Origin of the sequence: Flectobacillus sp. BAB-3569, assembly GCF_002270355.1 — a bacterium.
In the GTDB taxonomy this organism is placed as follows: Bacteria; Bacteroidota; Bacteroidia; order Cytophagales; family Spirosomataceae; genus Flectobacillus; species Flectobacillus roseus.
This window is the reverse complement of the sequence record NZ_NJFZ01000006.1, coordinates 210125-226875: the sequence shown is the minus strand read 5'-3', so window position 1 is coordinate 226875 and position 16751 is coordinate 210125. Positions and strand designations below refer to the sequence as shown.

The 16751-nt window shown below is 37.4% G+C and carries 16 protein-coding genes; 1 reads left to right on the top strand and 15 read right to left on the bottom strand.

The annotated features are described in order from the left end of the window. Window positions 1–113: 113 nt before the first annotated feature. Complete coding sequence (locus BWI92_RS06780) at window positions 114–1499, top strand: sodium:solute symporter family protein (protein WP_095161359.1); 1386 nt, start codon at window positions 114–116, stop codon at window positions 1497–1499. A 98-nt stretch (window positions 1500–1597) separates the two neighbouring features. On the opposite strand, the gene ftsA is transcribed toward BWI92_RS06780, so the two are convergent. The 15 genes from ftsA to rpsB form a co-directional block, all read right to left on the bottom strand. Next, window positions 1598–2962, bottom strand: coding sequence for a cell division protein FtsA (ftsA, locus tag BWI92_RS06775; RefSeq protein WP_095161358.1), 1365 nt, complete (start codon window positions 2960–2962; stop codon window positions 1598–1600). 113 nt (window positions 2963–3075) lie between these two features. Then, window positions 3076–3813: a cell division protein FtsQ/DivIB gene (locus BWI92_RS06770; protein WP_166578624.1), complete on the bottom strand. Its 738-nt coding sequence runs from the start codon at window positions 3811–3813 to the stop codon at window positions 3076–3078. Between the two features lie 269 nt (window positions 3814–4082). Further along, window positions 4083–5456 carry a UDP-N-acetylmuramate--L-alanine ligase gene (gene murC / locus BWI92_RS06765; RefSeq protein WP_095161356.1) on the bottom strand — a complete coding sequence of 458 codons (1374 nt, stop codon included), beginning with the start codon at window positions 5454–5456 and terminating at the stop codon, window positions 4083–4085. Between the two features lie 309 nt (window positions 5457–5765). Further along, window positions 5766–6236, bottom strand: a complete 471-nt coding sequence (locus tag BWI92_RS06760; RefSeq protein WP_095161355.1) for a CYTH domain-containing protein — start codon at window positions 6234–6236, stop codon at window positions 5766–5768. Window positions 6237–6239: 3 nt separating this feature from the next. After that, window positions 6240–7247 (bottom strand): Gfo/Idh/MocA family oxidoreductase, encoded by a 1008-nt coding sequence (locus BWI92_RS06755; protein ID WP_095161354.1) that lies wholly within the window; start codon window positions 7245–7247, stop codon window positions 6240–6242. A gap of 29 nt (window positions 7248–7276) precedes the next feature. Next, on the bottom strand, window positions 7277–8365 hold the full coding sequence (murG, locus tag BWI92_RS06750; protein WP_095161655.1) for an undecaprenyldiphospho-muramoylpentapeptide beta-N-acetylglucosaminyltransferase: 1089 nt from the start codon (window positions 8363–8365) through the stop codon (window positions 7277–7279). Window positions 8366–8431: 66 nt separating this feature from the next. Continuing rightward, complete coding sequence (locus BWI92_RS06745) at window positions 8432–9508, bottom strand: FtsW/RodA/SpoVE family cell cycle protein (RefSeq protein ID WP_095161653.1); 1077 nt, start codon at window positions 9506–9508, stop codon at window positions 8432–8434. A gap of 108 nt (window positions 9509–9616) precedes the next feature. Next, window positions 9617–10960, bottom strand: coding sequence for a UDP-N-acetylmuramoyl-L-alanine--D-glutamate ligase (gene murD / locus BWI92_RS06740; RefSeq protein WP_095161651.1), 1344 nt, complete (start codon window positions 10958–10960; stop codon window positions 9617–9619). A gap of 237 nt (window positions 10961–11197) precedes the next feature. Then, on the bottom strand, window positions 11198–11530 hold the full coding sequence (mscL, locus tag BWI92_RS06735) for a large conductance mechanosensitive channel protein MscL (RefSeq protein ID WP_095161353.1): 333 nt from the start codon (window positions 11528–11530) through the stop codon (window positions 11198–11200). Window positions 11531–11549: 19 nt separating this feature from the next. Further along, window positions 11550–12455, bottom strand: a complete 906-nt coding sequence (locus tag BWI92_RS06730) for a DUF3078 domain-containing protein (RefSeq protein WP_095161352.1) — start codon at window positions 12453–12455, stop codon at window positions 11550–11552. A 58-nt stretch (window positions 12456–12513) separates the two neighbouring features. Then, window positions 12514–13356 (bottom strand): mechanosensitive ion channel family protein, encoded by an 843-nt coding sequence (locus BWI92_RS06725; RefSeq protein WP_095161351.1) that lies wholly within the window; start codon window positions 13354–13356, stop codon window positions 12514–12516. A 37-nt stretch (window positions 13357–13393) separates the two neighbouring features. Further along, entirely contained in the window at window positions 13394–13597 is a 204-nt protein-coding gene (locus BWI92_RS06720; protein ID WP_095161350.1) for a hypothetical protein, read from the bottom strand. A 35-nt stretch (window positions 13598–13632) separates the two neighbouring features. After that, window positions 13633–14238 carry an RNA polymerase sigma factor gene (locus BWI92_RS06715; protein WP_095161349.1) on the bottom strand — a complete coding sequence of 202 codons (606 nt, stop codon included), beginning with the start codon at window positions 14236–14238 and terminating at the stop codon, window positions 13633–13635. Window positions 14239–14678: 440 nt separating this feature from the next. Then, window positions 14679–15512 carry a translation elongation factor Ts gene (gene tsf / locus BWI92_RS06710; protein WP_095161348.1) on the bottom strand — a complete coding sequence of 278 codons (834 nt, stop codon included), beginning with the start codon at window positions 15510–15512 and terminating at the stop codon, window positions 14679–14681. Between the two features lie 419 nt (window positions 15513–15931). Beyond that, window positions 15932–16744 (bottom strand): 30S ribosomal protein S2, encoded by an 813-nt coding sequence (rpsB, locus tag BWI92_RS06705; protein ID WP_095161347.1) that lies wholly within the window; start codon window positions 16742–16744, stop codon window positions 15932–15934. Window positions 16745–16751: the final 7 nt, after the last annotated feature.

The window sequence follows — 16751 nt, the reverse complement described above, 5'->3', positions numbered from 1 at the left end:
GTTGCTGAGTAACACTTCAGATGCAACATTAATCACAGAAGCTGTCTTACCGACAGCTTCTGTTTTTTAAGGCTTTTGATTAAATATCATTTTATTTACCTCAATTCCGACACATGCTCCTTTTCTTTATCCTTGGATATTTATCGGTGAATCTTTTGGTAGGCTGGTGGGCTTCAAGCAAAATATCGAGTACCGAAGATTTTGTACTTGCAGGACGTGGTTTGTCCTTTGGGCTTTCGTCGATGGTTACTTTTGCGACGTGGTTTGGCTCAGAAACCATGATGGGAGCTCCCTCAGAGTTTATAGGAAACGGTATCTTAGGAGTGATAGAAGAGCCTTTTGGAGCAGCGCTGTGTTTGATTTTGGTAGGCTTGTTTTATGCAAAAATTTTCTATAATCTGAATATCCTCACCTTTTGTGATTATTTCAAATTACGATATGGAGTTGCCGCAGAATATGTATCGGCATTCTTAATGGTTCCTTCTTATTTTGGTTGGATTGCCGCCCAGCTTATTGCGATGGGTACAGTTTTGGAGGTAGTAGTTGGCTGGCCTTTGTATGTGGGAATATTAATCAGTGCCATTTTGGTGATGGTTTACACCCTAATGGGTGGAATGTGGTCAGTGTCAGTAACTGATTTTTTCCACAATATTTTGCTAATTATTGGATTAATCATTCTCACGGCAATAATGCTTGATAAAACAGGCGGACTCAAACCTGTGATAGCCTCTACGCCACAAGATTTTTTTAGAGTAATACCCAAACGGTTTACCCTACTCGAGTCGGCTTCTTATCTCTCAGCTTGGATTACTGTTGGATTAGGCTCTATTCCCCAACAAGATATTTTTCAGAGAGTTATGGCATCTAAAGATGCAAAAACGGCTGTTCGATCTTCGGTTACAGCGGGTTTTCTGTATTTGTCTGTAGCTATGCTACCTTTATTTATTGCCTTAATGGCAAAATACCTTCACCCCGAACTTTTACAGCATGATGCCCGTATGATTATCCCAAACATGGTGATGGAGCATACCAATACATTTATACAAATCTTGTTTTTCGGTGCTTTAATTTCGGCAGTATTGAGTACTACAAGTGGTGCCATATTGGCTCCTGCGTCTGTCATTGGTGAAAATATCATTAAACCACTTTACCCTAAACTAACAGACCAACAATTACTTTTTGTGATTAGATGCTCTATAGTTGTAGTGACTATAGCGAGTATATGGATGGCCACTTCACGACAGAATATCTTCGAGCTGGTTGGTGAATCTTCAGCATTTAGCCTTGTATCACTTTTTGTGCCATTGACGGTAGGATTATACTGGAAGAAAGCCAATACTGTAGGCTGTATTGCTTCGATGATATTAGGATTTAGCTCTTGGTTTATTTGCAATTTTGTATGGAAAACGGAGTTTCCTGCTTCCCTTATCGGGCTTATAGTTAGCTGGATTGCTATTTATGTCGGGTCGTATATTCCAATTAAGTCCCTAAGATCTTAATTGGAATAATACTTCGACATACGATGTTGACCATCAGATGTGAAGGTTTTAGAAATTTTATTTGTAAGGATTTTATAAAATATCAAAAATCAATCTGACTAATACTTATCGTCTTCGCCCAAATCATCTCCCAGAAGGCCTTTGCCAAATTTTTTGAGACCATCTAGCCACGAACCCTGTTTCTTTCCCTGTCTTACTTCTTTTTCAGGTTCGCGTTTTCTTGGCGTATTAGGTGTCACAGTCACTGGCGGTACAACCTTAGGTTCTGTTTTACGCAAAATTTTATAACTATCTTCACGTTCATCGATTGAACGAAGCCCGTTCCAAACTAATCCTACAGCCGTTGCAAAAGAAGGATTTTTCACTTCTTCAGAGATGGTACGTCCTAGATTTTCGTTTGGATAGCCTAGTCTTACATCGCGTCCTGTTACTTTTTCAAACAACTCGCAGATATTCGGTGTTTGTACAGAACCTCCCGTAAGAACGATACCACATGACAAGCGATTTCCAAACCCAGAACGACTAATTTCGGCAACCACGAGTGCTGCGATTTCCTTCAAACGCTCCTCAATAATGATAGATAGGTTTTTTACCGAAACAACTTTTGGCTTACGTCCATTGATACCAGGAATCGAGATAGTTTCTTCAAAAGGTACCTGAGAAGCTAATGCATTACCAAAACGTACCTTCAGTACCTCTGCATGTTCATTCGAAACATTACATCCTTGCTCAACGTCGGCTGTAATGATATCGCCAGCATAAGGCAATACCGAAATATAGCGAACGATATTTTTATAGAAAATAGCAATTTCGGTAGTACCGCTACCGATATCTACCAAGGCTACTCCACTTTTCTTTTCCTGCTCTGAAAGTACTGCCAATGAAGCTGCCAACGGAGAAAACACCAAACCACCTTCGATTTCCATTTTCTCTTTTGCACGCTCGATACAGCGCTTAGTTTTATCCAAAGCCAGTGTAGGAGATGTAATCATTAGAAAATCTCCTTGTAACTTCAAACCACTAATACCTACAGGTTCTTGAATACCTGTACTAGAGTCTACCACGTATTCTTGTGGTAAAGTATGTACGATTGAGTTACCTTGAGAAATGAAGGTACGCTCTGCGTCACTAGCCACTTGGTCCACGTCTGTTACTGTAACCTCCTCTCCTGAGGTGTTACGAGTAATCATGGCCTTGTGCTTAATTCCCGCAATGTTTGGACCCGCAACACTAGCGATAACTCCACGGATATCGATATTCGCTTGTTGCTCAACTTGCATAATCGCGTTGCGAACGGCGTCGATTGTTTTGTTGACGTTCAAAACAACACCCTTCGAAACTTGACCAGTAGTATCGCCTTTGCCCAAGCCAAGTATCTCTAACTTTCCCATGTTATCGAGTCTACCAGCTACAACGCTTACTTGCTTGCTACCTATGTCCAATCCAACAATTATCTCACTCATGCGTTTTAGAAGTTTTAGTGATCCTTCAGTCAATAAACCCCAATATAAATGTAATAGCAAAAACTACATAATACGCCTCAACCTATAACACTATTGATTAACAACTGAAAACCTTATTCACAAACAATCTGATTCTTATATTTAACACTAATCTTTTTATAAAAATCCCAACCTTTGACTGGCAGAATCTCTTTATATAAAATTTTGATTTTTTTAAATTTAGCCTCTAAATCCATGGCTAATCCTAGCTCAATAAAGTGACTTCCAAATTCGGGTATTAAAGTAACTCCCCCATCTTTTTCAACAATAAGCTGGGTAATTTGAGACTTCCAAAATTCATCATCACGAATAAACTTTATCAGTTCTATAATAGACTTACTTTGTGCGTCTTTTAGGGATTTTTTACCCGTAAAGTAACCGCCCGAAATCAACAACACTCGCTCGGTGTGGTGAGGCGATAGCCCAATCATTGAACCATCCTCTACCAAGTAGCTATCATATTGAGTATGGTTGGGACTTTTGCTCGACAAGATTCTTGCAATAGGAGTATGTTCTTGCACCGTAATAGTCATTTGTCCACTCAAATCTTGGTGTGCCTGACATGATTTAATCAAAGGGTTTGCCAACACTTTTCGTTCAATTGCCTTCAGATTTATTCTACTAAAGGGCTTGCCTTGAGGGTCTTCGCTTGGTATTCCAGTGACTACGTTTTGAACATCATACTCTTTTACAAGTAGATTTTTGTTTTCACTCTCTATTACAACCTTAATCTCTTTACATTTTTGTTTGCTATGAATTAGATTAGCTCCAAAAATGGCAACCGCCACCGCTACCACTGATACGATAAGCACTATAGTTCTCTTGAATTGTACTTTTAGTGGCAAATCAATATGGGGTTAGTGTTTACACGTTATTACTATTTTTTAGCCAAGCAGTTAAGGCTACAAGATTTACACGAAATTAGTATTTTTTTCTTATGTTTTACTTAAGAGGATTTTATTAAAATTTTTAATAACCCTAAAAAAGCAATTTTAATCACCGAATTTATTACAAGAGTGCAACAAATCGGTGATTAATTTATTTCAAATTGAATATTTTTTTATAGTAGATACCTCTTTTTTTATTGAGCGGTTAACATCTCCTTAATTGGAGCCAAAAGAGTATCAATATCTCCAGCCCCAATTGTCACTAGCAAGTCTAAATCTTTCGTTTTAAGCACGTTCAACAAATCTTGCTTAGCAACCATTTGTTTGTTATCAATAGTCACTTTATCAAAAATAATTTGCGAAGTAACTCCCTCAATTGGTAGCTCTCTTGCAGGATAAATATCTAATAATAAAAGCTCATCAGCCAAACTTAAACTTTCGGCAAAACCCTCTTGGAAGTCTCTTGTTCGAGTGAACAAATGTGGCTGAAATACCGCCGTAAGTTTACGGGTAGGGTACAGCGCTTTTACAGAACGTAAAAAAGCCTCAATTTCTGTTGGGTGGTGTGCATAATCATCAATAAACACTACGTTTTCTTGACGAACGTGGTATTCAAATCTGCGTTTTACCCCCTTAAAAGTGTTGATTCCATCACGAATTTCATCAGCACTCAATCCTACAGTTAAACATGCCGCTGTAGCAGCCAATGCATTTTCGACATTATGAAAACCTGACGTAAGTAACTTACAATCTTTGATTTCTCCATCTGGATACACAATATCAAAGACCATCTCTGCATTTTCAATGCGAAGGTTACTCACATGATATTGCCCACCATCGAGCGAAAACTCAGCCGAGTTCTTTGTGTAATTCTCCAACTCCAAGCCTTTTCGCTGAAACAATCGACCACCTTCTTTAATTTGTCCGACATACATTCTAAAAGACTCCAATACATGATTGTGGTCTCCATAAATATCTAAGTGATCAGCATCGGTAGAAGTTACAATAGCAACATCGGGATGCAAGGTCAAAAACGAACGGTCAAATTCATCAGCTTCAATAACGCATGCCAAAGGATTTGGCGCACTACTAATCAAAAAGTTTGTTCCGTAGTTTTGCGTTATACCTCCCAAAAATGCCGTAATATCACGATTTGCATTTTTAAGAATATGAGCAATCATCGAAGAGGTCGTGGTTTTACCATGTGTCCCCGCCACGCCAATCGTAAACATATTTTGCGTGAGAAGTCCCAATACCTGCGAGCGCTTCATCAGCGTAAAGCCATTTTCCTGAAAATAATTCAACTCGGTATGATTCTTTGGAATAGCAGGGGTATAAACTACAAGGGTTTGACTCGTATCTGCCAAATATTCACTTGGAATAAGTTCAATGCTATCTTCGAAATGAACTTTTGCACCTTCTTTTTCCAAAGCTTGAGTTAGTGGTGTGGCTGTTTTGTCATAACCAGCCAATTGATACCCGTTGGCAATGAACCAGCGCGCAATTGCTGACATACCGATTCCACCTATTCCTAAGAAATATACGTATTTGAGTTGTTGTAAGTTCACGATATAGTGTTTGGTTAATGTTAATTAAGTAAGTGGCAAAATAAAATTCAACTATTTGGCATTCGGCTATGGGCTCTCGGCATAAATATTTCTCATAAATTCATAGAAAATCTTCTGCCTAATACCTACAGCTTATACCCTAAAGCATTTTAACGCCATCCTATTTTGCATTAATACTGGAGTTATTAAACAATATTAACTTTACTGCCTCTATGCTAAACGTTTGACGGTATCTTTGAGGAAACCATGGAAACATTTTTGCCAAATGCCCATTGTCGACAGCTAGTACCCAATAGCTATAATTTTGCTCTATTGCCAAGATGAATAAGGCGCAATGCTTAGTCTTGAATTATAATAACGAGGGTCGTCTGTAACTTCAGTATGTACCCAAGTAGGTAGGTCAAACGTTTCTGTTTCTGAGCTAAGCTCTATTTCGGCAACAATTAAGCCTTCATTGGCTCCTTTAAATACATCTACTTCCCAAGTTTTTCCTTCGTGAGTAATGAGATATCTGTACTTTTCAATGTTTTGTTGCGTAAAATTATCTAACAAAGCCAAGGCTTCTTCTTTAGGTATTTCATACTCAAACTCCAAGCGACTCATTCCTTGAGTTTTGCCTTTAATTGTAATAAAGCCTTTATCATTGGTGGCTCTCACTCTTAATGTTTTTTCAGGATCGGTAGAAAGATACCCTTGTTTTAAGAAGTTGGGTATTGGTTTATCTAATTCATGCCATAATTCATGATTAACCAAAAACTTTCTTTCTATTTCTACAGCCATGATTTATAGTTGTTTTACGGCCTCAATAATTTTAATTTGCTCAAGTACCAATTCTGGTTTTATCAACAACTCTTTTCCTTCTGCAATGGCTTCATATAAGTTTTGGAAAAGTAATCCCCAATTACCAACTTCCGTTTCCACTTTTCCTTTGACAACTACATCGCCAATATTCGAATAGATTGCTCCTTGATTTTCGATAGGCTCAACGCCAAACCCTGCCATCTGTGGTAATAAGTCTGCCTTCAAATGATCTTCTTGATGGTCTATACCGTATTTCACAAATGAACCTGCTGTACCGTTAATTCTATAGCGAGGGCTTTCTTCTCTTACTAATAAACTTGAGGATAGCTTTACCGTCATTTTGTCATAAGATAAATAAATATCAAATGCATCGTCAATCAATGAGCCTTCTCGCTGGGTATATGTTTGCCCCCAAACTTTTTGAGGCACTCCAAACAATACTAAAGCTTGGTCAAGAATATGTGGTCCTAAGTCATAAATAATACCGCTTCCCGGCGATGGTGTTTCTTTCCATTTTTTGGGATTAAGTACAGGCTTATAACGGTCGTATCTCACTTCATAACTTACGATATCACCTAATAATTTGGCTTTCAAAATTTTTTGTACTGTCAAAAAATCAGAATCAAATCTGCGATTTTGAAACACAGAAAGTACCTTATTTTGCTGTTTGGCCAATAGAATCAGCTCCTCTGCTTCTTGGCTAGTACTAGCAAGAGGCTTTTCTACCAAAACATGCTTATTGGCTAATAAAGCTTTTTTAGCATATTCATAATGAGTAGCATTCGGACTTGCAATACTCACCAAATCGATAGTCGAATCTGCCAAAACATCTTCGATTGAAGATACAATCTGAACGTCAGGGTATAACTCCTTTGCCAAGGCATTGGATGTTACAATAGTTTTGAGATGATAATTAGAATTTGCCGTAATGAATGGTGCCTGCAAATAACGTCCAGAAAGACCAAATCCTACCAGTGCTATATTTATCATAGTTGAGTCGAAAGTAAGTAAAAGAATGTCTATTTTACCAAGCTAAGCACTTGTTGAGCAATCTCAATAGCGGCATTAGGCTTACCTAATTTTAGAATATTATCGATGAGCGTACTTTGTTTTTGTTTATCATGTAATAAATCCAAAGCAACCTTCACGAGTTCTTCTCTTGCATGTACATCTTTAACAAGTATGGCAGCATTATTTTCTACTAAACTCATAGCATTTTTTGTTTGGTGGTCTTCAGCAGCAGTCGGAAGAGGCACTAAAATAGACGGTTTGCCAGCCAAACAAAGTTCTGAAACAGACAGCGCTCCTGCACGCGACACAACAATGTCGGCCATAGCATAAGCCAAATCCATCTCATAAATAAAATCAGAGACATATACCTTACCAGTAAATACTTCAGCAGCTTTTTTGGCTCTTTCGATATAGAGCTTACCTGTTTGCCAAACTACTTGGCAACCTTCATTAACAAGACTTGTTAGGCCACCATCGATACTTTCATTGATGGTTTTGGCACCTTGGCTCCCTCCTATTACCAACACGGTTGGTTTATCGGGCTGTAGTCCAAAATGCTCAAACGCTTGCTGGCGCTTAGACGCCACATTGAGTATATCTTTTCTTACGGGATTACCTGTCATCTGAATTTTAGATGCAGGAAAAAACTGTTCCATTTTTGGGTATGCCACACATATTTTCTTGGCGTTTTTGGCTAAGAATTTATTGGTAATACCCGCGTAAGAGTTTTGTTCTTGAATTAAGATAGGAACATTGGCAAAAGAAGCTGACAATAGTAGTGGCCCAGAAGCATAGCCTCCTACCCCTACCGCTACATCAGGATGAAAGTCTTTTACAATTTTTCTTGCTCGTAGCAAGCTCGATATGAGCTTTAGAGGAAAACCTAAGTTTGCCAGCATATTCGAGCGGTTGATGCCTGCAATTGGTAAACCAATAATAGGATACCCAGCCTTGGGTACTTTTTCCATCTCCATTTTTCCTTCGGCACCTACAAAAAGTACTTCAACGGCGGGATTAATTTCTTTGAGGGCGTTAGCAATTGCTATGGCAGGATAAATATGACCTCCTGTACCACCGCCTGAAATAATTACTTTTATGGCTTTCACAAGTTGTATTATTTTTCAATTAAACCTTAAAGATAATGATTACTTATAAATCTCTTATTAGAGAGCTGCATCTTTCACTTTATCTCTACTCACCGATATAATAATCCCAACTGTAATACCAGTAAAAATCAAGGAGCTCCCTCCCCAACTTAATAATGGCAAGGGTTGGCCCGTAACTGGCCCTAAACCTGTAGCCACAGACATATTGACCATGGCTTGTATAACCAAACTAAAAGTGAGTCCTGCCGAAAGTAGCCCTCCAAAGGCTCGCCCAGAGCTATCGACGGCCTTCATTCCTCTATACAAAAACCACAAGTAAAGTCCTAATACAAAAATGCCTCCGAGCATTCCCCATTCTTCGATGATGATGGAATACACAAAATCTGAATCGGCTTGAGATAGGAAATATCGTTGTTGGCTTTTGCCAGGACCTTTGCCAGTAAGTCCTCCGTTGGCAATAGCAAAGAAACTTCGTTCTATTTGGTAATCGCTATCTTTATCAGCACCGGGTTTCTTTTTACCTTTGATACCATCAACATAATTTGCAATACGATTACGAGCTGTCTCGATACGACTACCTGTACCTGTCATCACCAAAATTGTTCCCATCATAAAAAGTCCCATCATAGTGTACACTAAATATTGTACAGGTACTCTACCGAAGAACATTAGTAAAAAACATGTTGAAAACAGCAACGCCGACGTAGATACATTGGTCAAAGCGATACAAGTACAAACCATGAGAATTTTTAAAATCATAGGTAACAATTCTACAAAGGTGTATTCTACATGCTGGCGCTTGGCCAACATTCCTGCCAAATTGGTAATCAGCGAAAGTTTGGCCAAATCGGATGGCATAAAAGTCATTCCTATCAATGGTACACGTACCCAACGGCGGGCATCATTGATGGAAACTCCGTATTTGTACGTATAAATTAGTAGCGCTATCGAAAGGAACACACAAAAGTTGGAAACGGTGGCAAATTTATGGTAGTCAAATTTGTGAAAATACCACATTGCGCCTAAGCTTGCTACTACAATAGCGGTATGTTTTACTAAAAATGAGAAAGTACCTTGGCCCGACAATATGGCTAATTTTCCTGTAGCGCTAAATACTACAATGATACTACACATTGATAGAAAGGCTACAATTGTCCAAATCTGATAGTCCCCTTCAAGGTTTTTTTCAGCCAATTAGTTATCATAGTTGATAGAATTCTATGGGTATTAAGTAAAGTAGGATTATTTCAGATTGGGTAATTCTTTGACAGCTTGCTTAAATTGGCGACCTCTGTCTTCATAATTTTTGAACAAATCAAAACTAGCACATGCTGGTGATAAGAGTACTACATCGCCCTCAACTGCTAAGTTTGCTGCTGTTTCCACAGCCTCTTTCATAGATTTTGTATCAAAAATTAAAGGTACTTTTTTACCAAAATAATCAAACAATTTATGATTATCTGTTCCCATACATACAAGGGCCTTGACTTTGTTTGCCACTAACTCATCTATTTGGCTATAGTCGTTACCTTTATCAACTCCTCCCATTATTAATACAATAGGCTCATTAAAACTTCCTAGTGCATAAAATACTGAGTCTACGTTCGTGGCCTTCGAGTCATTCACAAAAGAAACTCCATTTACAATTCCAGCTGGTTCTAAGCGGTGCTCTACACTTTGGAAAGAAAGTATGCCCGTAGTAATTTGCTCATCGCTCAATCCGATGGCTTGGGACGCTAACACGGCACAACTTGCATTGATACTATTATGGGTACCTTTGATTGGTAATTTTTCTATTTCAATCTGAAAATCTCTTTCTTGAAATTTAGCCTCCAAAATACCATTTTGCACAAATGCTCCTTGAGCTACCTCTTCCTGAATTGAAACTGGCAAGTGGTTGACTGAATATGTTTTTTGGGTCAGTTCTTTCGCTAATGCTTCACTTTCTTGAAAATAAATAAAATGGTCTGTGGCCGTCATATTCTGCAAAATACGGAATTTGGAATTCACGTAGTTTTGGAAATTATACTCATAACGGTCAAGGTGGTCTGGTGTAATATTCAATAAAATGGCAATATCAGCCCTGAAATTATAGCAATTATCAAGCTGAAAGCTCGAAAGCTCCAGCACAAAATAATCGAAAGTATCCTCAATCACCTGTTTCGCGAAACTATCCCCCACATTTCCAGCTAGACCAACCTTCAATCCTGCCGATTTGAGAATATGATACGTTAGAAGCGTAGTGGTAGTTTTACCATTACTTCCAGTTATAGCAATAATTTTCGCTTTGGTATATCTTGAAGCAAACTCTATTTCTGATATAATAGGTTTGCGCAAAGACTTTAACTTTTTAATTAATTCAACTTTATCAGGAATCCCAGGGCTTTTGATAATTTCATCGGCATCAAAAATAAACTCCTCATTGTGTTGTCCCTCTTCGTAAGGAATATCATTTTGCTCTAAAATTTCTTTGTACTTGTCAGACAAGGCTGATTTATCAGATAAAAAAACCTCATATCCTTTACTTTTTGCCAACAAAGCTGCACCTACGCCACTTTCTCCACCTCCTAAGATTACAATTTTCATAACAGTTTTATTTTTGGGATAAAGCTTTAATTCATTTTGTTTTTGTATCAAACCACCAATATAAGCCCATCAAAAAGTACTCATTTTGTATCAGTGTCAAATCTTTCTGCATGAAAGACTTTTTGACGTTGCAAAATAATCAAAAAGCGCTTTACCAAATATGCTTTAAAAAATAAAAAACAAAAGTCTGACGCCATTAGCATCAGACTTTTGTTGAAAATCGAAATCTTTGATGATTTATTCAAATTTCTTTTCAGTCAAACCTGCTTTATTTGCAGCCTTGATGACCAAGAAAATCACCCATGCTACGATAAGGAAATTGACCGAAATCTGAACAAAACTACCAAATTTCATGGCTACTTCTGCTTGGTTTTCTGCAGGGTTTGCAGCTTTTAGTACGACCTTCCAAGAAGAAAAATCGATTCCGCCAAGAAATAAGCCAACCACTGGCATTAAAATATCCTCAACAAGTGAGGTAGTAATTTTGCTAAATGCTCCACCTATTACAACCCCCACTGCCAAATCAAGCACATTACCCTGAGAGATAAAACTTTTAAATTCTTTTAACATCGGTAGTTTAGTTTAGAAATCATGGAAAAGTATATAAAAGACCAATACCCAAGTTTTGAGCTACTTGTAAATTAGCACTTTGATCTTGGAAATACATAGCGATGATATCAAATGTAGTGCTTATGTATTTATTAACCTTGGCTGTAAATTTCGCATCTAAGCGATTATCCATTGCTGCAAGGTCATTGTATTTCACAAACAATGCATAACGCGCCTTTAGATTAATATTCTTTGCTACATCTTTATCCAACGTTGCAACTATCTGCATCAAGGCTACTTCATTTTTAATGTTTTTGCCATCTGGTACACCATATCGCTCTCCTGTTTTGGTAAACGCAATTTTATTGTCCGCGATGATAGTCTGACGAAGGGCTCCAGGAGCAAAAGACATATTAAAGACTTTTGAAGGTTTCCACTCAAGACCTATAGATTCGGTTATGTACGCAGGAGAGAACAAATTCGAAACCAAAATATCGGGTTTGTAGGTAGTTCCATCTGGAAGCGTCACATCAGCGCCTGCTCCATAGTTATAGCCCTTTGAAAATTGCGATTGAAAGTTGAGGTTAGCGATAAACAACCATTTAGGAGAAATTTTATTTCCTAGTTTAGTATCAAAGAATACCCTATCTATTGTTTTTCTTAAACCACTTCCATTATCCTGTAAGCCATACTGCATTTGTAAATCATTTACCCAGTTGACTCTACCCTTATTATATTCACCTTTTGCATTAAAAAATACGTTGAACCCTACAGATCCTTTCGCACCTTGAACAGAACTCCAAGCTCCATTAAAACTAGCTTGGTTGAAGTTGGCACCAAAAGAGGTTTTCTTTTTCCAGTAAGATGTATCTTTTTTTGCCTCTTGTGCTCTTATAGCACAACCTACACTTAAAATTGAGAGTGTTAATAAAATTTTTTTCAGCATGGCTCTAATATGTATTGATTGTAGAATTTCCACTCTCCTTCTCAACACAAATCTGGCACTACAGGTCTGATTCTACCTTTGAGTCATGTGTGAAAACTTCAATTCTTTCCTTTTGTAGTACATTCAAAGGTAAAATTGTCTGTGTTTCGCCAGTTTGCAATGTTAAAGAGGTGGTGTCAAACGAAACGATGGTACCTTTCACACCATTCACTTCGATGACTTGTCCTTCTTTGAATTTATTTTTGCTATAGAAGTTAGACAGGATATTTGTTAAAACGTCACGCGAGGCAAAACCATATCCTATGGCAAACGCTAAAACGACTCCTCCTATGATTAGATTGAAGCTCGATTCTAAAAGGCTAGTTTCGATACCGGCCTGTTTAAGAGAGGCGATCAACGCAATCACAAAGAAGAAGAAAAATACTATATTGCCAAGGAGCTTTGCAGAATCGATTTTAAACGAATTACATAAGTTTATTACAGTATTTTTTAGGGTATCTGCAATCATTAACCCAGCAAAAAGCAAAATAGCAGAAGCTATCAATTTGGGGATTAAATTAACTAAAGATGCGACCATATCTGTCAGTACTTGCATGCCTAACGTTTCGGTAGAGGCAGTAATAAATACCAACATGATAAAGTACTGTAACACTTTAGAGACGATCAAACTTAATTTCAACTCCCCAAATCGGGATATAACATCAATCTTATTTAGCTTGTCTCCTAGGCGATCAAATCCTGACTTTTCAAGGGCCGTTTTTAAGATTCGACTTACAAGTTTTGAAACGATTGAACCCACAATCAGTAGAATAGTAGCTCCAAGTAGTTTCGGTACAAAACCTGTTAACTGCTCTAATAATTTACGAAATGTATCAATTAAAATGTCTTGGATGTTTGGCATGATCAATAAATGCGATTATAATAATGAAAGTAAAGAGCTATAATTCATCTTTAGGTGTAATAGTAGAGTCACCTCGTTGTGTATTCAACGAAGCAGTTATGGTATTGATGAAATTACCAACAAACAAATCTATGATGATAGAAGTGTTGCGAATTGTATCAATCTCTGATACAAGAGCTCGCTTGAGACTTTCTGGAGCCTTTTCCGAAGATTCTAAATCTTTAAAGGGGTTTTCAGCCATATCTATTTAAGTAATTAGCGTATTTGGAACCAAATTTAGTCATTTCCAAATAGTAAGCTAAGTGCTTTAGCGATAATTATTCCCCAAATAAGCGTTGATTCAAGGTAAACTTTTCTGATTTTTTCTTTGGCTCTAAGCAAGCGCATTTTTACTGCACTTTCAGATATGTCTAAGGTAGATGATATTTCCTTAATAGATAAATCATCCTGATACTTCATCATCAGAATAGATTTTTCCTCTGGTTGCATTTGAGATAAGGCTTTACGAAGTTTTGTTGCTTCCATTTCAGCCAATTCTGCTCCTTCGTCATAGTCCTCTACGTCGAAGTTTTCATCCATTAAGGTTTCTGAATAACGCTTAGCCAGTCGAGTTTGATCAATACAGTAGTTATAAGTAATCGAATATAGCCATGTTGAAAACTTAGCAGTTTCCTTATACGATGATATATTCATCACTAATTTTAGAAAGATGTCGTGTGCGAAGTCTTCGGCACGTGCTTCATCTTTTACAAATGAGAGGCATTTGCGATATACTTTATCTGAATATCTATCATATAAATGCTCAAAATAGATATTCTTTTGAGTTTCGATAAAAAGCTTCACGAGCTTTTCATCAGTTTCTTTTTTAAGATTAGCTTTCATTAGCAGACTTTGATTTAGCTCAGGCGGATTTCATATAGTTTTACTGAAAAAGATAGTGTTTTTTACTTAATTATTATCATTTTTCTACATAATATTAAGGAAGGCAAGTTACAAAAAACTTTGTACAAATAGGGTGGCGTTCCCTAAATCTTATTAATCGTCACTTCCTCCTGTGGGTATTCGCATGAAAATAATCTAATACACCTGTTATTTAATCACTAAGCAACTCCTAATTTACTGATTATAAAGCTATTGACGTTAAAAATACCAATTATGCTACAATTATATTTAACAAAGTAGTTAATCGATGAATATAACTGACAAATGTCGAATAAAAGAAATAAAAACTCTGTATTTTATATAAATAAAATGTATCAACTGAAATAAAAATAAGAGCCTCTTTTGGGGAGGCTCTTAGTAAAAATATCGTATTCAAGCGATTATGCTAAAGCAATACGTTTGAATTCTGTGATTGTCAAACCTTTTTGAGTTTGTTCCAACAATTGTTTGATGTTGATAGATGAATCTTTCACAAACTGTTGGTTCAACAAAGTAGATTCTTTGTAGAATTTCTCTAATTTACCTACTGCGATTTTTTCCAACATAGCTTCTGGCTTACCTTCAGCACGAGCTTGGTCTTTACCGATTTCGATTTCACGCTCGATTGTAGCAGCATCAACACCGTCTTTGTCCAAAGCAACTGGTTTCATTGCAGTGATTTGCATAGCGATATCTTTACCTACTTCTAGAACATCAACACCAGAAGTGTTAGCAAATGCTACCAATACACCGATTTTGTTGTTTGAGTGAATATAAGAAACTACTTTCTCAGCAGTTACGTTTTCGTAACCAGCGATAGTAATTTTTTCACCAATTTTACCAGTCAATTCGATAATATTTTCTTCTGCAGTACGTCCGTCAGACAATGTAGCTGCCAATACTTCTTCTTTAGTAGCAGCATTGTTTGATACTGCTGCTTCCAACAAAGCAGAAGCCAAGTTATTGAAATCAGCTACTTTAGAAACTGGTTCAGTTTCACAAGCCAAAGCAAGTAATTTACCATTTGAACCATCTTCGCTGATAGAGATCAATACAACACCTTCATTAGTAGCATTGTCAGCACGCTTAGCTGCAACTTTTTGTCCAGCTTTACGAAGAATATCGATAGCGGCTTCAAAATCGCCATTAGCTTCAGTTAGGGCTTTTTTGCAATCCATCATGCCCGCACCTGTCATTTGTCTTAGTTTATTAACGTCTGCTGCTGTAATAGCCATCGTTTTGTATATTTTAAGATTAAAATTTCTATTAAACTTCTAAGCTTTGAAAGTATTAATAATTAATAGTGCAAAACTAGATTTAAGTTATGTGTTTAGACAACAGGCACAAGGCAAAGAGTGTTAAAATGTTTTAATAACCACGCATACGCTTTTTTCCAAAGCCCACCGCCAAAAGTCGTTACCTGAAAGCTTAAACCACAATCTTAAATTTTATTTTGCGTACTAACTTACCTTTAGTAATAGCCTTTTCGTAACAATTACTTATTTCTTAATAGCCTCCCAAAACTAACAGAATAGCCCACAGAAAACTATGGGCTATTCAAATGGTAATAATTATTTCATTGACACTTAATAACTTAAGAATATCAGTGTCAATCTACGAAAGAAAGTTTACAGGCTTATAGCCCCATTTGCTATTAAGCTTCTTCTTCTTTTTCGTATTTAGCTGCTAATTTCGCTGCTTCGCGTGCTGCTTCTTCTTCCTCTGCAACTTTCTTTGCCTCTTCTTCTTCAGCGATACGAGCATCGTCTTTATCTTGCTTACGCTCCATCAAACCTTCTTCGATAGCCTTACCAATAGCTAAAGTAATCAAAGCGATTGATTTGTAAGCGTCATCGTTTGCTGGAACTGGGAAGTCTACTAAATCAGGGTTTGAGTTAGTATCGCACATAGCGAAAACTGGAATACCCAAACGTTTTGCTTCAGCAACTGCAATGTGCTCACGCTTAACGTCAACTACGAACAAAGCAGCAGGAAGACGAGTCAAATCAGTGATACCACCTAATACTCTTTCCATTTTCTCTTTGTCACGAGTCATCATCAAACGCTCACGTTTAGCCAATGCCTTGAAAGTTTCTTCGTCTTTCAACATCTTTTCAATCTGTCCCATCTTCTTGATAGATTTACGAACAGTTGCAAAGTTTGTCAACATACCACCCAACCAACGGTCAGTAACGAAAGGCATTTTCAAACGACGTGCTTCTTCAGAAACAATCTCTTGAGCTTGTTTCTTTGTAGCTACGAACATTACTTTACGTCCAGATCGAACGATTGCTTTAATAGCAGTACATGCTTCGTCCAAACAAGCCAAAGTCTTGTTCAAGTCGATGATGTGAATGCCATTTTTCTCCATAAAGATGTATGGAGCCATTCTTGGATCCCACTTACGTGTTAAGTGTCCGAAGTGAACACCAGCATCCAATAAGTTTTTGTATTCTAATTGTGCCATTTGTGTA

Excerpts from the sequence above, each read along its gene's own strand:
- tsf (WP_095161348.1), bottom strand. The coding sequence starts at position 15,512 with ATGGCTATTACAGCAGCAGACGTTAATAAACTAAGACAAATGACAGGT.
- BWI92_RS06755 (WP_095161354.1), bottom strand. The coding sequence starts at position 7,247 with ATGATAAATATAGCACTGGTAGGATTTGGTCTTTCTGGACGTTATTTG.
- BWI92_RS06745 (WP_095161653.1), bottom strand. The coding sequence starts at position 9,508 with ATGTGTAGTATCATTGTAGTATTTAGCGCTACAGGAAAATTAGCCATA.
- BWI92_RS06760 (WP_095161355.1), bottom strand. The coding sequence starts at position 6,236 with ATGGCTGTAGAAATAGAAAGAAAGTTTTTGGTTAATCATGAATTATGG.
- murD (WP_095161651.1), bottom strand. The coding sequence starts at position 10,960 with ATGAAAATTGTAATCTTAGGAGGTGGAGAAAGTGGCGTAGGTGCAGCT.
- BWI92_RS06730 (WP_095161352.1), bottom strand. The coding sequence starts at position 12,455 with ATGCTGAAAAAAATTTTATTAACACTCTCAATTTTAAGTGTAGGTTGT.
- BWI92_RS06725 (WP_095161351.1), bottom strand. The coding sequence starts at position 13,356 with ATGCCAAACATCCAAGACATTTTAATTGATACATTTCGTAAATTATTA.
- BWI92_RS06715 (WP_095161349.1), bottom strand. The coding sequence starts at position 14,238 with ATGAAAGCTAATCTTAAAAAAGAAACTGATGAAAAGCTCGTGAAGCTT.
- rpsB (WP_095161347.1), bottom strand. The coding sequence starts at position 16,744 with ATGGCACAATTAGAATACAAAAACTTATTGGATGCTGGTGTTCACTTC.
- BWI92_RS06720 (WP_095161350.1), bottom strand. The coding sequence starts at position 13,597 with ATGGCTGAAAACCCCTTTAAAGATTTAGAATCTTCGGAAAAGGCTCCA.
- ftsA (WP_095161358.1), bottom strand. The coding sequence starts at position 2,962 with ATGAGTGAGATAATTGTTGGATTGGACATAGGTAGCAAGCAAGTAAGC.
- BWI92_RS06780 (WP_095161359.1), top strand. The coding sequence starts at position 114 with ATGCTCCTTTTCTTTATCCTTGGATATTTATCGGTGAATCTTTTGGTA.
- mscL (WP_095161353.1), bottom strand. The coding sequence starts at position 11,530 with ATGTTAAAAGAATTTAAAAGTTTTATCTCTCAGGGTAATGTGCTTGAT.